The organism is Massilia sp. Mn16-1_5 (assembly GCF_004798585.1).
Taxonomy (GTDB): domain Bacteria; phylum Pseudomonadota; class Gammaproteobacteria; order Burkholderiales; family Burkholderiaceae_D; genus Telluria.
Map to the genome: position 1 here is coordinate 100,277 of NZ_PPXQ01000003.1, position 19,369 is coordinate 119,645.

Genomic DNA, 19,369 nt, shown 5'->3' on the forward strand with positions numbered 1-19,369 from the left:
GAGATCAGCCGACCGGCTTCGGCTCGGTGTCCTCGGGTTTGGTTTCGGTCACGCCGTCGATCGACGCCGGTTCCTCGTTATCGATCAGGGCCCCAACGCGGGCCATCACGTAGTCGAAGAAGGAGTCGTTCGCCGCCACCGGCGGCGGTGTCGTACCGCCGCCCGGCGAGCCGTCGGACTCCGGCTTGTCGAGACCGCCGCAGGCCGTCAGCGCGAGGACCGTGCACAGGGCGGCGCCGCGTGCCAGGCGAGATAAGGGAGAGGTGGACATGGATGCGCTCCTTTACTGGTTGCCCGGCAGCGGCGTGTTCAGGTAGGGGAAGGCCGCCTTGAAGCTGTTGGCATCCTTGCGTACGCCGTCGGTCAGCGGCAGTGCGCCGGCCGGTGCGTCGGTCGGCTTGCAGCCCACGCCGAGCGCGTCGCCGGTACCGGTCAGCGCGCACAGGGCGCCCATCGCGACCCGCAGCGAGACGTCGACGATGTCGTCGCCCGGACGGCGTCCGTTGGGGAAGCCGGCATTGTCGCCGGCGGCCACGCCGAGCGGATTCTGCGAAGCCTGGGCGGTCGGCTCGATGCTGGTATTCAGGCGCAGCATTTCGGAAGCGACCACGTTCTTCGGCTGGTTCACGCCGGGCAGGCCCTTGAGGAAGGCAGTCACCAGGTCAGTGCGCGGGAAGTTGGTCGGTGCCTTGGCCGAAGGGAACAGCGTTTCCACCACGGCCGGCAGCACCGGGTTGGTGACGTAGTTGGCCCACTGGGCGTCGTCCTTCGGCTTCGAGGTATTGAAGCGGTCCTTGTCGTCCATGCCGATGATGACTTCGTTCACCAGCGGCATGCCGACGCGCGAGACCTGGGTCCAGGCGCCGCCTTCCTTGACGGCGTTGTTGATGCCCGAGGCCGGATTCGGATTGACCAGGCGCGCCTGGCGCATGCTGGCCGTGGCGTAGGCACCGATCACCGGATCGGCGGCGGTCGCCAGGCAGCCCACCGGCAGTTCGAGCGCGATCGTGCTGACGTTCTTGTTTTCCAGGTCGTTCTTGTTGCCGCCCGCCTCAGGGCCGAGCGGATTCAGGTTGAACAGGTCGAAGATCTTGCCGACCGCGATGTAGAAGGGCTCCTTGCGCTGGCCGACGAACACGCGTCCCGTGCCGCAGCCCGGCACGTTGATGTCGTAGATGTGCTGGTTGGCGTAGGTTTCGTAGCCGCTGGTGCCGCCGAAGACCTTGTCGCCGATGTTGTCGACCGGCTTGTCGAATTCGGTGGCGCCGCTGGTGCCGGCCAGACGGGTGCGGGTGCCGCTGCGGCGGTCGCCCTTGACCATGTCGATGGTGTAGGTCTCGCGTACGTTCAGGGAGGCCGGGTTGACGCCGCTGATCGTCGACGAATTGATCAGCGGGATCAGGACCTGCTTGCCGCCGATGTTCAGGGCCGTGCGCTTGGACGTGTTCTTGAAGCGGATCTGGAAGCTGATGTCTTCCTTGGCGTCGCCGTTGTTGTCGACGTGAATTTCATACAGGGCGTTCTGGTCGAACTGGTAGAAGTTCGGGCCGCCTTGCGGATCCTGGAAGGGAATGAAGTTGGCGATCATCGTCACGAAGCCGCTGCGCCCTGGCGCGTAGCTGCGGAACATGTAGAAGTCGGTACCGTCGACTTTCGGTGAATTCGTCAAAAATGGTGCCTCGCGGTGACTCGAGGCAAGCACCGGTCCGGACAGCGCAGCAAGCGCCGTTCCCGTTAAAATGGCTGCCGTCCATAGGGATTTCTTCTGCACTTGTCGCATCTCGCTCTCCGGTTGATTATTCGATTTAAGTTTCGTTTAAGTTTGAAATCTGAGGATATTGATTATGTGGCAACCGTGGCGCGCGATTGAATTGCTGCGTTCGCACACTGGTTGTAAGGGTATATACGCAGCGCCCGGCTTATTGGATTCAAAATATTTTTCTCGCAATGTCTCGGCTTTAAATATGGTATTTTTCGTCGCGTCATCAACACGGGCGCGACCATGATTTCTTCGAAGGACACAGCTTGAGCACGGCAATGGCAGCATCGGATCCGGCGCAGCTGCGCGCCTGGCTGCACGGGGCTGCGCGGCGCGACCGCATGGCCTTCCGCGCGCTCTATGACGCCAGCGCACCCCGGCTGTATGGCCTGGCGTTGCGCATCCTCGGCCGGCGCGAACTGGCGGAAGAGGTGCTGCAGGAGAGCTTCGTCGCGATCTGGCACCACGCGGTCGACTACGAGAGCGCGCTGTCGGCGCCGATGACCTGGATGACGGCGATCGTGCGCAACCGCGCCTTCGATGTGCTGCGCCGCACCCGCAGCGAAGGCGAGGCCGATGGCGCCGACAGCGAGGCGCTCGCCTCCCTGCCCGACCTGGCGGCCACGCCCGCCGAGCGCATGCAGATGAGCAGCGAAGCGCAGGCGCTGGCCGACTGCATGGCGGCGCTGGACGATAAACACCGCGAAGTGGTGGGCATGGCCTTCTTCCACGACCTGTCGCACAGCGACGTCGCCGATCGGCTGATGCTGCCGCTGGGGACCGTCAAGACCTGGATCCGGCGCAGCCTGGCGCGCCTGCACGCCTGCCTGAGCGCGCGGGGTGCCGCATGAAGCTGCGCGGGAACGAAGCATTGCGCGAGCGCCTGGCGGCCGAATATGTGCTCGGTACCCTGCGCGGCCGCGCGCGGCGCCGATTCGAGGGCCTGATGCACGACGACGCCGCCCTGCGCCGCACCACCCGCGAATGGAACGAGCGCTTGGGCGCGATGGCCGAATTCGCACCGGCGGCGGTGCCCGACAAGCGGGTCTGGCGCGTCATCGAGGCGCGCCTGGACCTGCGGCCGGCGGCTCCGCGCTGGCAGTTCTGGCGCCACGGTTCGCTGGCGATGTGGCGCTCGCTCGGCCTGGCCTCGTCGGCCGCCGCCGCATTGCTGCTGGTCGCGGTGCTGGCCCTGCGGCCCGATACGGCGCACGTGAGCGACGTCGCCAGCCTGACCGATGCAGCGGCGCGTCCGGTCCTGGTGGTCAGCGCCGACCGTCAACGCCAGCTGATGACGGTCAAAGTCGTTGCGAGCGTCGCCCTGACGCCGCAGCAGGCGCTGCAACTCTGGGCCGTGCCGCGCGCCGGCAAGCCGCGCTCGCTCGGCGTGCTGGGCGCGGGCCGCGAGCTGACCTTGCCGCTGCCGGCGCATGCCATCGGCGCCGACGTCGCCCTCCTTGCGGTCAGCCTCGAGCCGAAAGGCGGCTCCCCCGATCCGAACGGACCAAGCGGCCCGATCCTGTACAAAGGCGGCTGGGCGCACTTGTTGTAAGCGCGCCAGGCCGTACCGGCAGCGCTGCCGCGAAGCGCGCGGCAGCGCTGTCGGTCACGCTCCCGGGCGTACCGCGGCGCTCCTGCGCACCCCAAGCAGCAGGCCTGCCCCGAGCAGCAGCAGGGCGGCCGAGGCCGGCTCCGGCACCTCGCCGGCGGCGAGGCGGATGTCGTCCACCACCAGGTCGCCGCCGGCCATGAAGCGCAGCTCGGTCAAGCCGCTCCACATGGGCGCCTGAATCGCGGACAATTGCGACAGCGCCAGCAGGGTGCTGAGCTGGCTGCTGTCGCCGAAGATGCCGGTGATGCGCAGCGTGGCATTCCCTTGCGGATCGAGGGGGGCGGCCGCCAGGCCGGCGAAGCTGAAGGTCCCACCGCCCTGCGCCATCAGGCTGACCGTGCTGCCGTCGAGCAGGACGAGGGCGCCGCTCATGGCCGTGCCCAGGCCGTCGATGGTGAGGAAGCCGGCGGCCTCGCCGCTCAGGGCGAAGCCGGCTTCCTGGTAGACGGCGCGGCCGCTGGCGTTGTCGATATCGATGAGTGCGGGGTTGTCGAAGTTGACGACGGCCGCCCCGGCCAGCCCGCTTGCGCCGAGGGCGCAGGCGGCAGCCAGTGTTCCAAGTAGTTTTTTCATGTCGGTCTCCTGTGATGGACGCTTATTGCGCGCCCGGAAGCGGCGTGTTCAGGTACGGGAAGCCGGACAGGAAGGGCTGGACTGCCTGGTCGACCGCATCGTGGAGCCGGAAAGCGGTAGCGCCCAGCGGTACGGCGGACGGGTTGCAGGCCGCGCCGAAGCCGAACGCGTTGTTGTTCCCGTTGGCCATGCACAGTCCACCCATCGCCACCACCAGCGAGATGTCGACCACGTCGTCCTTCGGACGGCGGCCGTTCGGATAGCCGGCGTTGTCGGAGCCGCCGGCGAGCACATTGCCCACGATGCCGAGCCGGTTCTGCTGGGCAAACGGCACGGCCGGGATCGACGTGTTCAGGCGCAGCATTTCGGATGGCGTCGGATTGAGCGGACGGTTGACGTTCGCGATGCCGGTCAGGAAGGCGGTCACCAGGTCCTGGCGCGGCAGGTTGCGCGGCGCGGCGCTGCCCGGCGCCAGTCCCATCGCGATCTCCACGAGTTTCGGCAGCGTCGGGTTGGTGACATAGGTGGCGAACTGGCCGTCGTTTTGCGGCAGCGAGCTGTTGAAGCGATCCTTGTCCGGCAGGCCGATGATCACTTCATTCACGAGCGGCATGCCGAGACGCGATACCTGGACGAAAGCGCCGCCATAGCTGACCGTGGTCTGGTGGCCGGAGGGCGGGTTCGCATTGACCAGCTGGCTTTGCCGGATGCTGGCCGTGGTCCAGGTGCCGATCACCGGATCGGCCGTCGTCTTCGACAGCAGGCAGCTCTTGTGGACTTCGACCGCCAGCGAGGTCACGTTCTTGTTGGCCAGCGGATTGGGCGCCGCGTTGATCTTGGACGGATCGGTGATCACCGACAGCGGCGCGTTGATCAGGTCGAACACCGTGCCGAGGTTGACGGCAAATCCTTCGCGCCGCTGTCCGGCAAACACGCGGCCCGGCACCGAGCAGCCGGGAATGCTCACGTCATAGATGTGCTGGGCCGCATACGCAGCATACTGCGGGATGGTCTTGGTGCCGATATTGTCGACCGGCTTGTCGAAACTGGTGGCGCCGCTGCCCACCCGCGCCAGCGCCGCTGCCTGGCCGCTGCGCCGGTCGCCGCGGATCAGGGTGACGGTGAATTTTTCGTTGACGTTCAGCGCCGGCGAATTCGGTCCCTGCACCTGGCCGGCCTGGGTCAGTGGAATCGGTACGCTTTGGGTGCCGATCGGCAGCGCGATGCGGTTGAAGACATTCTGGAAGCGGAACTGGAAGGTCAGGTCTTCCTTCGCATCGCCGTTATTGTCGACGTGAATCTCGTAGAGGGCGTTCGGATCCATTTTGAAATAATTCGGCCCGCCGAACGGATCCTGCAAGGGCTGGTAGTTCGCAATCAGGGTCACATAGCCGGAGCGTCCCTGTTCATAGCTGTTGAAGGCGTAGAGATCGGTGCCGTCGACTTTCGGCTGGGTGGTAATGAAGGGCGCTTCGCGGTGGCTCGATGCCTGGGCGGGCAGCGCCGCCACGATGGCCAGGAAAGGACAGCTTGCGGCGATGAGTAATTCACGGAACGATGGACGGCGTACGGCGTGGTCAACCATGATGCGTCTCCTTGATGAATTTAAGTGCCAAATAATCAAATATTGCTTTTTTTTTTGTCTCCGGCTGAGATGCATCCCTTGAATTTGCCAAAATTGCGGCTTTTTGAGACCCGAGCATAAAATGTGCCACGGCCTGGAATGCCTATGAAACGTTTACAGCACGCTGGAAATCGGCGGGGCATCTGTAAAAGATTCCGACAAATTGCGCTAGGAAATTGAGTGGAATGAAAAGAAACAGTGCTGCGGGGAAGCGGGCACAGCTGGACGGGGAAGGGACGTCAGCGGGCGGCTGGTTCAGCCGCCCAGGGGCCCATCGTCGCCAGGATGGCCTCGAGTTTCACGGGCTTGACCAGGTAATGATCGAAGCCCGCCGCCCGCGCGCGTTGGGCGCAGTCGCGCGCAAGATGACCGGTGATGGCCACGATCAACACGTTCGCCGTCTGCGGCATGCGGCGCAGTGCCGCGCACAGCTCGAAGCCGTTCTGGTCGGGCAGGTGAATCGCGGTGAAGATGGCGTGCGGACGGAACAGGGGAGCCCAGGCAAGGGCCTTGGTGCCAGTGGTGACGGTCTTGACTTCATAGCCCATGCTCAGGAACAGGGCCGCGAACAGGTCGCGCGTTTCCTCGCTGCGGTCGGCCAAAAGAATCCGGAAAGGCTGCTCTCCACATGTCCTTGGAAGCATCGTATTGCCTTTCCTTATTGCTGCTCGTTAACATCGAAGCCCAGTATGGGCGCTGCCTGCCTCCGAACGCAAGGTTTTTGCCGCAATCTACGAAAAAAGAGCGGGCACGACGCCAATGCATTATGTAAAACATTCACATTGTCACGTCACCACACAATACAGGTGCTGTAGGATGGAGCATGGTCAAAAAAGCCCTGATTGTCGATGACTTCCCCTTCGACGCCGAATTGACGCGCCGCGTCCTGCAGAGCTGCACCGACGACCATGAAATCGTGGTGGTCTCGGACGGCGAAGAAGCACTGCGCGAACTGAACAAGGAGCCGGACTTCGACGTCGTCCTGCTCGACTTGAAGCTGCCCAAGGTGGACGGTTTCGAAGTCCTCAAGGAAATCTCCTCCAAGCCCTTCCTGTCCGATATCCCCGTCATCGTGCTGTCGAGCTCGCGCAACGAAGCCGACCGCATGCGCACGCGCGTGCTCGGCGCCGGGGATTTCGTCGAGAAGGCCATCGATTACTCGGTGTTCAAGGCGGACCTGACGCGGGCGCTGGCGCAGTTCGGGTTCGCGTGAGCGATCCACGGTCGCGCAAGGCGGCCGCAAGCGCAACGGCCCGGATACCAGACGAGGCCCTTCACACGGTCCAGGCCCCATCCCGGTAGACGCATTCCTCGCCCAGGTAGACGGCATCGGTCACCACGAACACGTCGATGTGGTAGCGCGCATCCTTCCTTCTGAAGCCCGGCTTCGGATACACGCCGTGCTTCGCGCCGAGCGAGAGGTGGATGCCGCACATGCGCTCATACGTCCCGATGTCGTCGACGCGGCGCTCGCGGGTAAAGGCGCGGTTCATGCCGAAGCCCAGTTCGCGTACCCAGACTTCTCCCTCATCGGCGCGGATGTTGTCGAGGACCTGCTGGAAGGCGGGCGTCGCGTGTTCGGTGGCGACCACGCGCCCGCGCTCGACGACGATCGTCACCGGCACCTCGGGCCGGTTCGACAAATACGAGGTGTCGCCGAACACGTGGATCTGCGCGCGTCCGTTGACCGCTTCCAGGTCGAGGGCCTCGGTAAACACTTCGCCGATCGGGAACTGGCCGCCGACGTTGTTCATCTCGCTGTAGTCGCCCACGTTCAGCTTGGCCGGCTCCAGCTTCGAGGCGAAGCGCAGCTCCTCGCCGCCGCCGCAGACGCGCGCGTATGGGGCCGCGTCGATGCGCGACTTGAGCGCGCGGCCGACGCCGCGGAAGTAGGCCGGATCGTAGGCCAGCGCTTCGATGTAGTGCTCGCCCTGCACGCCGGGCATGCGCGACAGGTGCACGTGCTCGATCACTTTCAGCCCCAGCTTGAACAGCTCGACCCGAATCCGGAAGGCCTCGAGGCGGAAATTGGTGGACTGGACCAGCACCACCAGGTCCTGCGGCGCCAGCGCGCGGAAGCGTTTCAATACCTCGGCGTGTTCGACGCTGTCGAAGTCAAGGAAGTCGGCCTGCGGCAGCGTGCGCCGGTATGCCTCCACCAGCGCGCGCGCCAGGCCCGTTCGGGTGTCGAAGACGACCAGCGCATGCTGCGCCGGGCCGTGTTCGATGGCGATGGCGAGGACGTTTTCCAGGTGGCTGGCGGCGGCGTCGACGGCGTGCGCGGGCAGGTCGGGAAAAGGGGCGAGGGCGGGAGCGGTCATGGCGGGAGAGGGCACGGATGGACCCGGCATTATAAGGTTTCAAGCGCGCTTTTCACGGTCGGAATTTTCCCGCGGGCGCATGCGTCGCCCCTTGCGGTGCCGCCAGGCGCTACCGGGCGAACGGCGCGCCGCTCAGGACCCGGGGCAGTTATGATTTAGACAGCAATGACGCCCCGCGATACCCGGGCGGCATGCATATCTCAATCACTTCCGGGAGCGGCGCAGCACGATGGCAACACGATGGGACACGCCCACCAGCACCTGGCTGGAAGACGAGACGAGCGGACAGTTCGCGCTGCAGGCCACGCAAGGCCTGGGCCCGATCGACTGGCAGGCGCATGCGCGCGGCCGGCTGCCGGACGTCGCCCACCTGCTCGGCGCCTCGCTCCCGACCGCCTGCGCCCACGCCGGCATCTACCCGGAAGGTTTCAGTTTTTGCCCGACTTGCGGCGCGCCGCTCGAACGCCTGCAAGGGCGCATCGGTCACCAGCCCGACTGGTGGGGCGCCGCCAGCGACCAGGCCTTGCCGCGCCACGTGCCGCACGGCTTGCCGGTCACCTCGCTGGCCCTGGGCGACCGCCTCGAAGGCCGGCCCGCCGCGCCGGTCGTCAACCGCGCCGAGCTATCGATGCCGGCGCCGCCGAATGCCCACTGCGTCTTCATCGCCGGCAGCTACGGCTTTCCCGAACAGCGCTTGCTGGCGCTGGCTCCGGCGCGCGGCGTGCTGCAGTACTGGGATCCGCTGGCCCAACTGTGGCACGTGATGGGCGCCGAGGAGGCCGGCAGCGAGCTGCGCTTCAACAGCGGCAGCTACAACTGGCTGCCCGCGCTGAATCCCGCACGCGGCGAAGTCGGCATCGTGCCGCTCGACAGCGGGCTGTCGCGCCTGTGGATCAATCCGGTCAACGAAAGCTACCGCCTCGAGCTGCTGTTCGGCGGGCGCCTCGCCTCGAGTCCCGGCGTCATGCGGCGCCAGGTCGGCTGCCTGTATGTCGAGGATGGCGTACTGACCCTGCTCGACGCCCAACTCGATTTCGTCAACGGCACCACCTGGGAATGCCCGGATGCGCCTACCTCGGGCTGGACGCGCCCGATCGGCTACGACAACCGCCTGTTCTGGCTGCATCCGCAAGGACAGCTGGTCTGGCGTCCGGGCGAGGAGCCGCGCTGGACCCCGTGGCCGCGCGGCTGGACCCCGAAGCTCGACTTCGGCGGCCCCACGCAAAGCCGCGACGGCCGCCTGTGGCACATCGGGCACGATGGCCAGGCCTATTCATTTCTCGAACTGGGGGCCGAGAATCCGCAGGTCGAACCGATCGACGGCGGCCGCCTGGGCTTTGCCAACTTCCTGTTCCGGCGCGGCCATCCGGTGCTCGACCAGCCCTGGTCGGCCGAACACATCGAAGACGCGGCGCAGGACGACACCCTGGTGCTGCCGCTGCTGCGCAGCTTTAACAACAACCGCAGTCAGCCGAGCGGCCTGGTGCTGCGCTTCCACGCCTACACCGGGCGCGCCGAGGAAGCGCTGGCCGGCCGCACGATCGCGCGCACCACGATCGAATGGATCGGCAAGCGCAACCTGATCCTGGACGAGGTCGCACGCCTGGCGCGGCCGCTGGAGTGCGTGCCCTTTGTCTACGCCGGCGCGCTGTGGCTGCATCACCCGGACTGGAACGCGGTGCGCGGCTGGCGCCTGGAAGCCGTGACGTGATGGCGGCCCGTTTCCGCATCCTCGCGCTGTTCGTGCTGCTGGGAGCCGCGGCCCTTGCGCGCGCGACACCGCACGTCTTCCTGGTCCAGAACTCCGGCTGGATGGAGCCCTTCTACAGCGACCCGCAATCGCAATTCAAGCCGCTGGTGACCGAACTGGCGCTAAGCGTGGCGCAGCCGGGCGACGCCCTGGTGCTGGCCGCCTTCAACCAGTCGCAGCCGAACGCGCCGTCGCCGCGGGCGCTGGTCTCGACCACGGTCGACAAGAGTACGCGCATGGCGGTGACGCGCGCCCTGGCAGGCCTCGACACCGCACGCAAGGCCGGCGGTGCGCTGGCCGACACCGATCTGGGCGAAGCGGTCAGTGCCGCCATGACCCAGGCGCTGGGCGGCCGCGACGGCATCGTCTGGCTCGTCACCAACAACCGCAACAGCCCGAACAACGACCAGGCGACCGCGCAGCGCAACCGCGAGTTCTACCAGCTGATCCACCAGGGCGACAAGATCCGCACGGCCCTCGCTTTCCCGCTGCGCATGCCGGTCAAGGGCCGGCACTACAACGCCAACGGCCTGATGGTCTACGCCTTCGCGATCGGAGAAGGCGGGGCGCGCGCGCTCGACGGCCTGCTGGCATCAAACGCGGTGCGCAGCATCATCACCGAACCGCCTGCGCGCCTGAAACCGCTGGACCGCAATACCGTGCGCCTGGTGCCGCGCAAGGTCGAGAACGCGCCCGGCGTTTCCTTTGCCATGGGCCAGAACGGCGTGCTGCGTGCCGACGTGGCGCCGGATGCGCGCTCGCCGAATGCGAAGATCGCCTGGCACCTCGAGAACACGATGTACCCGTACACGATCGTCAGCGCCACGCTGTCCGCGCGCTCGAAGCTGGGCGGCGAGAACCGCCCCGTCACACTGGCCAGCACGCGCGTCGCGGCGCTGGCGCCGGGCAAGCCGCAGCCCTTGGGTTCGACCCTGCAGCTGCCGGTGGCGCAACTGCCCGGCAAATGGTCGATGGCAGCCTTTAAGGCTGCAGGTTCCGCCTATGTGCTGCCGGGGACGATCGAAGTACACCTGGCCGACCAGCAGCTGGCCCTGTCGAACGGTTTTCGGGAGCGCATGCGCGAACTGTTCCCGGGCGACCCGCTGCCCGACATCTTCACGCCGCCCGCCCAGGTACAGGCATCGACCGCGGTGCTGCCGATCGAAGTGCGCGTGCATTACGGCTCCGGTCCGCTGCTGGCCGCGGGCGGCGCCTTGCTGGCGCTGCTGGCGGCAGGCGCGGCGGCGGCGTATGGCTGGATGCGTCCGCGCCGCGCGCTGGTGACGGTCGAGGACGAGCAGCGCACCATGCATGCGCGTACCGGCACGATTCAACCGATTTACGACAAGGCGGGCAATGAAGTGGCCCGCCTGAAGACCACCCTGTTCGGCCACCAGCTGATCGACCTGCGCGAAGGTGCGCAAGTCCGGCTCGGCCGCTGATTTCAAGGATTAAACACGATGCAAGCCCAGACCGATCCCGGATTCAAACTCCCCGCAGACAAAGCCACGCCCGACGACCCGCGGCCGAAGACCACGCCCGAGACGGCCACCGGTCCGGTCGAAGTGGTACCGGGCGCGCTGCCGCCCGCCACCGACACCTCCACGCGCGACGTGATGATTGGCGGCGCCGTGTTCCTGGTGCTGCTGGTGGTGTACTTCTTTGTCCGCAACGCTTACGTGCACCATATGGTCGTGCGCCGGGTGGCGCCGTCTACCGCGGGCAGCGCCGGCTGGATGCTCTTCGTCGGCCTGGCCTTCATCTCGGCCGCGGTGGTGCTGGCCGTCGTCAACGCGAGCAAGTACCTGACGTTTGGCGTCACCGCACCGCTGGTGGTGATCGGCATCGTGGCGCTGATTGCGGCGCTTGTCATCGGCCGCCGCTAAGGAAACGACATGGCAGACATCCCTACCGCGGACCAGATCAACCGCAAATCCGAACTGAAGGTCGACCTGCGGCCGACGCTCTTCATCGGCGCCGGCGGCACCGGCATGGAAGTCATGATGCGCATCCGGCGGCGCATTCTGTCGGCGGTCTGGAACCGCCACCATCCGACCCGCGTCGAATCGATCGCCGACTTCCCGGTGGCGCGCTTCCTGCATTTCGACCTCGATTCGAACGCCGTCATCGACGAGGGCAAGTCGCAGCGCACCGATCCCTGGTACGAACTGGTGAAGCTGACCGACGAAGAGCGGCTCGTGGAACCGCTCGACCTGCCGCAGTACCACGAGTCCGACGACAGCCTGGCGCGCTTTCCCTTGATTGAAAAGTGGATGCCGCTGCGCCCGAAAAAACTGCGCTCGCTCGGCATCGATCCGTCGAAAGGGGCAGGGCAGATCCGCGCCGTGGCGCGGCTGTACCTGTTCGACAAATATCCAAAACTGCGCGGCCGCATCAAGGGCGCACTGAACTACCTGGGGAGTAACGCCGGCATCGAGCGCAAGGAGAACTATCAGCGCCTCGGCCTGCAGGTGGACACCTCGAAATTCCGCATCGTCGTCATCGCCTCGAACGCGGGCGGCACCGGCGCCGGCAGCGCGATCGACCTGGGCTGGATGGCGAAAGCCATCGCGCGCCAGGAAGTGGCCGACAGCCAGGTCGATCTCGTGATGTTCATGCCTTCCGGTTTCGCCAAGGCCAACAAGGAACGCACCGAGGCCAACGCCTATGCGACCATGATGGAGCTGGAAACCACCATGCGCGACATGAACGCGCAGGTGAAATGGATGGACCCGGACAGCATCACGGGCCGCGGCGCGCCTTTCGACGACGTCTATTTCGTCGACACGGCGAACCTGGCCAACAAGGCGACCCAGGACGTCAAGGATGTCTACCAGATGGTGGCCGACACCCTGTTCGAGGATTTCGCTTCGGCCGATTTCGCGAACCGCAAGCGCTCGGTCGCGGTCAACCAGCAGCAGCACAAGCTCGGGCCCTACAATCCGCGCGTGCCGGAAAGCCGCTTCGGCGACATGCGCCTGTCCTATTCGAAGGTGTATTCGGCCTTCGGCCAATCGGTGCTCGACACCCAGCAAAGCCTGCGCGAAGACATCCGCGCCTACGAGCTGGCGGCGCTGATGGTGAAGGAATTCTTCGGCCTGGTCGGACGCGACGGCGCATTGGCGCGCCGTGCCGGCGACCAGGAGCGCGACGGCTTCATGCGCGAGCACATGGACATGCGCGAGCTGCCCTTCGACGAATTCCCCGATTTTAAAAAGGGGACGGTGGACGTCACGCCTTTCCAGGAATACGCATTGACCGGCCTGCTCCTGCGCGACAAGGAAGGGCGCTCGCTGTTGGAGCGCGTCGAGAGCAAGGTGAACCTGGAGATGGACCGCATCATGGCCGCCTTCGACGTGCCGCAGTGGAGAGAACGCGTGGCCGAGCTGCTGCCCAACCTCGAGCGCGACGCCATCCGCGAGGCCGGCGCCAGCGCCGAGACCAGCGAAGACCGCATCAAGCGCCACACGATCGAACTCACCAACGGCCTGAAGGCGCGGGTGCGCGAGCGCCTGTACGCGCTGCTGGACGATCGCAAGCAGGGCGGGCTGGAATTCGTGCTGTCGCTGCTCGAGCAGGTGAAGGCACGCCTGCAGCAGCGCGACCTGGCCCACGCCGAGCGCAATGGCCGCCGTTACCGCGACATCCGCGACGCGCTGCGCACACGGCAAGTCGAGGAATCGCTGGGCAACCTGTCGCAGGCCGCGGGCCGCCTGTTTGGCAAGGATGCGCAGGCGCGTGAAGTCATGGCGCACCTGAAACGCGACATCGCCGACTACCTGCGCTTCCACCTGCTGGCGGTCGCCGCCGGCCAGGCGATCGAGGTCATGCGCGGCATGTCGGCCTGGCTGGGCGAGCCGCAGTCGACCGACGAATACGGCAATGCCCAGTGGAGCGGCATCGCCGGCGAATTCCAGGAAGGGCGGCGCCACGTGCAGGACATCCTGCGCGCGGTCGACGGCCGCATCAGCCAGCTGCGCGCGGATGCGCGCCAGGAGCACGCCACCTACATCAAGCTGGCCGGCGACCTGCAGCCGGCGCCGGTGCGCCTGACCGGTGACGTCAGCGCCTGGAGCGAAGAGGTGCTGCTCGAATTCGGCGGCTCCGGAAAACTGTTCCCGCAACTGGGCGACGAGCGCACCCGCGCCGAGCTCCTGTTAAAACTGTTCAGGCGCGCCCAGACCCAGCTCTCGAACACGGAGCTGCAGGGCGAGCCGGGCGACCCGCTGCTCGAGCGCCTGAATGCGATGACGCCACAGGAGCGGCAACGCGTCTTCGCCGAATGGATCAGAAGTGCCATGCCCTGGGTGAACGCGCGTTTCTCGGCCGAGTTCACGCCGAACGCCGACCAGTTCAAGTGTTTCATCGGCGTCGGCGACGTGGCCGCCTGGCGCAGGATGGAAGGGGAGATCCGCGCCGCCGTGCCGACCGGGTATTTTCATGGCGACCTGGTCTCGGTGGTCAACACCGGCATCCCGGGGCGCGCGGTCTGCTACATCGAGCTGTCGGGCTTCCCGATGACGATCCTGCGCGGCCTGCCGACCTGGCGCGCCTCTTACCAGATCGAGAACCCGAAGATCCCGACCCACCTGCATTTCGACTCCACCCGTTTCCGCCATCCGATCTCGCCCTCGATGGACGAACTGAATCGCCTGGCCGACGACTACGAGTGGTTTTTGCAAGCGATCGCGCTCGGCGTCATCCGCCGCAAGGGGGATGCGGGCGATCGCGAAGCGGCCTTCCAGCCGCGCGGGCAATACCTGTTCGAGGTCGAGCCGGGCTCCGGCGAATGGCTTCAAATTGGTAACGAGTACGCGATCCGTTCCAACGGCCTGCCGCCCTACTATCGCGAGCAGGTGATCGCCGCCGTGCGCAATCGCCTGGCCGGACTGGGTCCGTACCAGTTGCTGCTGCTGGCCGCGCTGATGCGCCACTACCAGCTGCGCGTGTACGAGCCGCGCCTCGAGATGGACGAAACCGGCGCCCAGTTGCCGTCGCCTTCGCTGCCCAACATCACGGCGCGCCGCCTGTTCGAGGCCTGGCTGCGCCGCGCGCAGGCGCTCGATCCGACCTTGTCGAACGCCGCGGTGGACGCGGCGCTGGCGGCGATCGCGGCGTGGACCGACACCGTGCCCGATTCGGCTGCGGACGCCTACAGCTGGGAAGTCGAGCGTCCGATCGACAAGCGCATCGTCAAGCCCGAGATCCTGGCCAGCGAAGCGCGCGCGGCGGCGGCGCTGGAAGTGCGCGGCCTGGGCTCGACCGCGGTGCCGATTCCCGATCCGCTGCCCGCATCATCCGACGCGCGCTATAAGCTGTTCGTGGCAGGCGCCCAGCGCGGGCCGTTCACGTTGGAAGAGGTGGCGCGGCAGCTGGCGCGCGGCGAGATCGACCTCGGCACGCGCGCCTGGAACATGGCGCAAGACCCGAAAACCGGCAAGTGGGGATTGGTGTCGGACATTCCGGGTATCGCCGGGGTGGCGGGGGCGCCATCGATACCCGATCCGGACGACGGCGTTCCGGATCCGGAATAACAGGGGACGGTTTTGCAAGACGAGACTATAGTCCGCTGCATCCAGGCCGCGTGCGGGCATCGCCTGCCGCGCCGGGTGAATTTCTGCCCGTATTGCGGGACGGCGCAAGGGGAGGGTGTTACGCGCGTGCCGCCGGTAGCGGCGCCCGTGCAGCCGCCGGTTGCTGCGGTGCCGGCGCACGCGGAGACGCCGGCTGCCGATGTGCCACCGCCCATTCCGGTTCCGCCGGCGCCGGTTCAGCCGCCCAAGCCGGCGGCGCCGGTCCCGCCACCGGCTGCCGCACCACGTGTGCCGCCACCGCCACCGCCACCGCCACCGCCATTACCGCCGCCAACGCCGCACCTGCGCAACGGTTCCGCGGCCGGCGCGCCGCCCAGGCGCGAACCCGTGCGCCTGCGCTGGTGGCTGCTGGCGCTGGCCCTGCTGTGGGCGATCTGGCTGATCGCCAAACCCTCGAACCGGCGCATCGAGGCTCAGATGGACAAGGCGATCGCGCTGGCGACCGAATGCAAGGCGCGCGACGCCCAGAGCGAGCTGATCGCGCTACGCAAGACCAAGGCCACGCCCGAGCAGCTGCAGAAGGTGCAGAAGGCGCTCAACGAAGCCAGCGCCGCCTGCACCCGCAAGCGCCAGCGCGACAAGGCGTGGCGCGAGGCCAAGCCGGGCATTCAATCGGCCTTGGCCTCGTCGTCCTTCGAGCGCGCCCGTACCCGCCTGCGCGCCTTTACCAAGCGCTGGGGCGAGGACGAGGAGACGCGCGCGCTGCAGGACGAGATCGACACCCGCGCGCCCGAACACCGCCGCGCCGACGAAGTGACGCGCTGACCGGCGCCGCCGGGTGTATGCTCTCAAGAACACGATCACAGGAGCGAAGCATGAAAACGACGACCATGTTCACTGAGCTGCTGGTCCTGGCCCTGGCGGCCGGCTGCTCGCGCGAGGAGGACGGCATGGGCCCGGCGCAAAAGGCCGGCAAGGCCGTCGACGAAGCCGGCGACAAGGTCGCCCGCGAATTGCGCGCCCCGCTGGAAAAAGCGGACGAGGCCGCGAAAAAACTGGCCGAGCGCGCCGAGGAAGAACGGCGCCAGCTCGCCGAACGTACCGAGGACGCACGCGAAAAGATCAAGGACGCGACCGAGGAAGCCGGCCGTGGTCTACAGAAGGTGACCGGCAAGGTCGGCGAAAAGGTCGAGCAGGCCGGCGAAAAGATGCAGGACGCGGCGCGCTAGCTAGTATGCGTGTACCGACTCGCCGTGATTTCAGCCGGCGTGCCAGACCTTGAGAGGTTCACCAGAAACCTTAAAACCATAGCCCTTCTTGCTGGGCAAGGCCGCCGGAAACAACTCCGACTCGAGCTCACCACGCACGAGGGCGAGCGCGACGTCGAGTACTGACAGCGACAGGTGATCGACACGGTTAGTCGTCGCCAAGAGCAAGGAAACCAGCCATTTGTCCGGATTATCGCCATCCGTGCGCAAGCACAGGTCGATTCCGCTACCTATCCAGCCAATCGGCAACAGGCCACCGGGTTCGAAGTACAGGGGTACAGGGAAGGTATTCTTCCGTTTCAGTTTCTTTTCCCGCAGTTCGGCGAGACGGGTGATCGCGTAGGCAGAAACCGTCGCCATACGAAAACCGAACGACCCATTGGTAGGACTGGCGACCGAGACGAAATGGCCGGTCCCGTAAGTGCGGTTGAGCTGGACGAGTTCCTGGGGCAATCGGGTGCCGATGGCGCGGAATTCGCTGTTCCACTCCTGGTCGGAGAGGATGTCGCGCGGCAAATCGGGTGGGGGGCAGCAGGTTTGAAGCTGGGCGAGTTTCTGGAACATGGCTCAGTGGTAGCTCGTTTACGCGCTCGCCCTCAAATCCGGATACCCACCCGTCACGATCGCCATATCGACAAACCCGGCGCGCCAGGCCTGCTCCAGGTTCTGCTCGATCTCTTCCATCGAGGTCTTTCCGAAATTGGCAAACCCGCGCACGCCATATGCACGGTTACGGCCATGCCCCTTGGCCATGTACAGCGCCATGTCGACCAGGTTGACGGCGCGCTCCCACGGCAGTGGCTTGCCGCCCGGCGCCAGCGGGTAGGGCGCGTAGCCGATCGAGACGTTGACGTTCAGCGTCGTGCCCTGGAATTCGATGCTGGTCTCGCTGATGCCGTTCAGCAGGCGGCGCGCGACTTCGTCCAGGCCACTTTGCGGGATCGCCGGCAGGAAGGCGAGGAATTCCTCGCCGCCCCAGCGCACGATCATGTCGGTCTCGCGCAGGATCTCGCGCAGGCTCTCGGCGATCCTGATCAGCACCGCGTCGCCGGCGCCATGGCCCCAGGTGTCGTTGATGTGCTTGAAATGGTCGACGTCCATCAGGAACAGCGCGCTGACCATCTCCTCGCCCGTGGTGCCGGCGCCGCGCTTCTCGTCGACGCGGTGATTGCGCATGAATTCCTGGAAGTGGCGGCGGTTGTACAGGCCCGTCAACGGATCGCGCACGCTCTGCTGCTTCAGCTCCTGGTTCTTCAGGAACAGCTGGGCATTCGCATGGCGCACCTTGCGGTACAGGAGGCCGACCACGACCGACGCCAGGCCGAACACCACGGCCAGCAGCCACCAGACGCGCTGCTGCAGGCGGCGGTTGTCGATCTCGACCGACTTGACCTGGTTCTCGCGTTCCAGCAGTTCGATCTGGCGCTGCTTCTTGTCGGCGTCGTATTTTTCCTGCAGTTCGAGCATCGCCTTCTGGCGGCGCTTTTCGAACAGTTCGTTCGACAGGCTGCGTTCGCGGTGATAGGCCTGGACCGCGGCGGCGTAATCGCCGGCACGCTCGAGCGCTTCGCCGTATTCGGCCAGCACGGCCTGCAGCTCCGGCTTGTCGCCGCTCTTTTCGTAGGACGTCAGGCCCGCTTCGAAGCTGCGCTTGCCCTCGGCCAGGCGGCCGGTGGCGAGATAGGCCTGGCCCAGGTTGATGCGCGCGGTCGCCAGGCCGTTTTCGTCATGGATGGCAAGCGCCGCTGCGATTGCCTGGTTGGCATAGGACGCCGCATGGGCGTAGTCGCGCATGCGCAGGTAGCAGTCCGACAGGTTGACCAGCGAGCGCGCGGCCATCGCCTGGGCGCCGATCTGGCGTTCCAGCGCAAGCGCCGCCGTCTGCGCCTTCAGGGCGCGCTCCAGCTGTCCGGATTCCACCGCCAGGCCGTATTCGGTGCCCTTCAGGGTCGCCAGGCGGCCCGGCGAATTCGTCTTCTCGGCCGCGACCAGCGCCTCGTCGAGCGCTTCGAAGCCCTTGTCGTACTCGCGCATCTGGCGATACAGCCGCGCCATCGAATTGAGCACGATGACCAGGTGGACCGGCCCGCCATGCTGGCGCGTATAGGCCAGCGTCGCCTGCATCTTTTCCAGCGCATGCGGGAAGTTGCCGTCCTCGGCGAAGGACTCGGCAGCCGACACGCCGACGCGCACGCGCAGCTCGACGTCGTCCGTCGTATTCGCCAGGCGCTCCGCTTCCCAGATCAGGTCGTGCGACACGGCCAGCTCGTTCTGGTCGTACTTGATGTAGCCCTTGCGGACCAGGCCCTTGGCGAGGGCGCCGTTATTCTTGTGCGCGCGGCCGAAGGCGATCAGCTCGTCGCAGGTGGCCAGCGCCAGCTCCTGCTTGCCCACCTTCTGGTAGGCGACGCACAACTGCGCCAGCATCTCGCCCGTCTCTTCGACGGATGCCGCACGCGCCTCCGCCTCGATCCTGAGCAGCATCGGCAGGGCGCGTTCGGGGGTAAAGCGGTTGATCTCGCGGATCTCGGCCAGGCGCGCAGTCAGGCTCGGCGTGGCCTCGGCCCGGGCAGGCGAGGCTGCCAGCATGGGCAGCGCCAGCAACAAGGAGGCCATGAGCGTCGTGCTGCGACGGCGTGGCTGTCTGGTCTTGCGTGCTGCCGGCATAAATGTCCTCGATGGGGTGGTCGGTATCGCGTACGTACGCGCGCCCATCTGTCATTATATTCTTGTTGCAAGACAGAAATATCGTTTTTTTTGGCCGGATATCGCAAAAATGCGACGCCGAAAGGGCAATGTTGGCAATAGGTCATGCCAGGATCGGTCCCGGAAAAAAACGATGAGTTCGTTTGATTCTTCTTCCATATTTTCCCTCCGACAATTACCCAGTTACCCGATTCGATATGGAAGAGCTGTCGCCCCATCTCA

17 protein-coding genes are annotated in these 19,369 nt (G+C 66.2%); 9 read left to right on the top strand and 8 right to left on the bottom strand.

Annotated features, from left to right (window positions below):
* Positions 1-4: 4 nt before the first annotated feature.
* Positions 5-271, bottom strand: a complete 267-nt coding sequence (locus C2862_RS04290; RefSeq protein ID WP_136218876.1) for a hypothetical protein — start codon at positions 269-271, stop codon at positions 5-7.
* Between the two features lie 12 nt (positions 272-283).
* Positions 284-1,780, bottom strand: coding sequence for a DUF4331 domain-containing protein (locus tag C2862_RS04295; RefSeq protein ID WP_136218877.1), 1,497 nt, complete (start codon positions 1,778-1,780; stop codon positions 284-286).
* Positions 1,781-2,037: 257 nt separating this feature from the next.
* Here C2862_RS04295 and C2862_RS04300 point away from each other — a divergent pair, with 257 nt between their 5' ends.
* Both C2862_RS04300 and C2862_RS04305 read left to right on the top strand, forming a co-directional pair.
* On the top strand, positions 2,038-2,610 hold the full coding sequence (locus tag C2862_RS04300; RefSeq protein ID WP_136218878.1) for a sigma-70 family RNA polymerase sigma factor: 573 nt from the start codon (positions 2,038-2,040) through the stop codon (positions 2,608-2,610).
* On the top strand, positions 2,607-3,311 hold the full coding sequence (locus tag C2862_RS04305) for an anti-sigma factor domain-containing protein (RefSeq protein WP_136218879.1): 705 nt from the start codon (positions 2,607-2,609) through the stop codon (positions 3,309-3,311). The genes C2862_RS04300 and C2862_RS04305 overlap by 4 nt, the downstream gene beginning before the upstream one ends.
* Before the next feature lie 54 nt (positions 3,312-3,365).
* On the opposite strand, the gene C2862_RS04310 is transcribed toward C2862_RS04305, so the two are convergent.
* The 3 genes from C2862_RS04310 to C2862_RS04320 all read right to left on the bottom strand — a co-directional run bounded on the left by C2862_RS04310 (position 3,366) and on the right by C2862_RS04320 (position 6,170).
* Positions 3,366-3,944 carry a PEP-CTERM sorting domain-containing protein gene (locus tag C2862_RS04310; RefSeq protein ID WP_136218880.1) on the bottom strand — a complete coding sequence of 193 codons (579 nt, stop codon included), beginning with the start codon at positions 3,942-3,944 and terminating at the stop codon, positions 3,366-3,368.
* A gap of 22 nt (positions 3,945-3,966) precedes the next feature.
* The gene (locus C2862_RS04315) at positions 3,967-5,529 is read right to left on the bottom strand and encodes a DUF4331 domain-containing protein (protein ID WP_136218881.1); all 1,563 of its coding nucleotides are present in this window, start codon (positions 5,527-5,529) and stop codon (positions 3,967-3,969) included.
* A 278-nt stretch (positions 5,530-5,807) separates the two neighbouring features.
* Positions 5,808-6,170: a response regulator gene (locus tag C2862_RS04320; RefSeq protein ID WP_168710000.1), complete on the bottom strand. Its 363-nt coding sequence runs from the start codon at positions 6,168-6,170 to the stop codon at positions 5,808-5,810.
* A 221-nt stretch (positions 6,171-6,391) separates the two neighbouring features.
* Here C2862_RS04320 and C2862_RS04325 point away from each other — a divergent pair, with 221 nt between their 5' ends.
* Positions 6,392-6,781 carry a response regulator gene (locus C2862_RS04325; RefSeq protein ID WP_136218883.1) on the top strand — a complete coding sequence of 130 codons (390 nt, stop codon included), beginning with the start codon at positions 6,392-6,394 and terminating at the stop codon, positions 6,779-6,781.
* A gap of 61 nt (positions 6,782-6,842) precedes the next feature.
* Here the strand turns inward: C2862_RS04325 and C2862_RS04330 are convergent, their stop codons facing one another.
* On the bottom strand, positions 6,843-7,919 hold the full coding sequence (locus tag C2862_RS04330) for a hypothetical protein (RefSeq protein ID WP_136218884.1): 1,077 nt from the start codon (positions 7,917-7,919) through the stop codon (positions 6,843-6,845).
* Between the two features lie 199 nt (positions 7,920-8,118).
* Here C2862_RS04330 and C2862_RS04335 point away from each other — a divergent pair, with 199 nt between their 5' ends.
* The 6 genes from C2862_RS04335 to C2862_RS04360 all read left to right on the top strand — a co-directional run bounded on the left by C2862_RS04335 (position 8,119) and on the right by C2862_RS04360 (position 16,402).
* Positions 8,119-9,600, top strand: a complete 1,482-nt coding sequence (locus C2862_RS04335; RefSeq protein ID WP_136218885.1) for a hypothetical protein — start codon at positions 8,119-8,121, stop codon at positions 9,598-9,600.
* On the top strand, positions 9,540-11,081 hold the full coding sequence (locus C2862_RS04340; protein WP_229467287.1) for a hypothetical protein: 1,542 nt from the start codon (positions 9,540-9,542) through the stop codon (positions 11,079-11,081). Before C2862_RS04335 ends, C2862_RS04340 begins: the two co-directional genes overlap by 61 nt.
* Before the next feature lie 18 nt (positions 11,082-11,099).
* Positions 11,100-11,525, top strand: coding sequence for a hypothetical protein (locus C2862_RS04345; RefSeq protein WP_136218886.1), 426 nt, complete (start codon positions 11,100-11,102; stop codon positions 11,523-11,525).
* A 9-nt stretch (positions 11,526-11,534) separates the two neighbouring features.
* The gene (locus C2862_RS04350; RefSeq protein ID WP_136218887.1) at positions 11,535-15,173 is read left to right on the top strand and encodes a tubulin-like doman-containing protein; all 3,639 of its coding nucleotides are present in this window, start codon (positions 11,535-11,537) and stop codon (positions 15,171-15,173) included.
* 75 nt (positions 15,174-15,248) lie between these two features.
* Complete coding sequence (locus C2862_RS25190) at positions 15,249-15,998, top strand: hypothetical protein (RefSeq protein WP_168709995.1); 750 nt, start codon at positions 15,249-15,251, stop codon at positions 15,996-15,998.
* 50 nt (positions 15,999-16,048) lie between these two features.
* Positions 16,049-16,402, top strand: a complete 354-nt coding sequence (locus tag C2862_RS04360; RefSeq protein ID WP_229467288.1) for a hypothetical protein — start codon at positions 16,049-16,051, stop codon at positions 16,400-16,402.
* 30 nt (positions 16,403-16,432) lie between these two features.
* Here C2862_RS04360 and C2862_RS04365 read toward each other — a convergent pair whose 3' ends face one another.
* Complete coding sequence (locus C2862_RS04365) at positions 16,433-17,005, bottom strand: hypothetical protein (RefSeq protein ID WP_136218888.1); 573 nt, start codon at positions 17,003-17,005, stop codon at positions 16,433-16,435.
* Positions 17,006-17,023: 18 nt separating this feature from the next.
* Positions 17,024-19,057, bottom strand: a complete 2,034-nt coding sequence (locus C2862_RS04370) for a diguanylate cyclase (RefSeq protein ID WP_168710001.1) — start codon at positions 19,055-19,057, stop codon at positions 17,024-17,026.
* Positions 19,058-19,369: the final 312 nt, after the last annotated feature.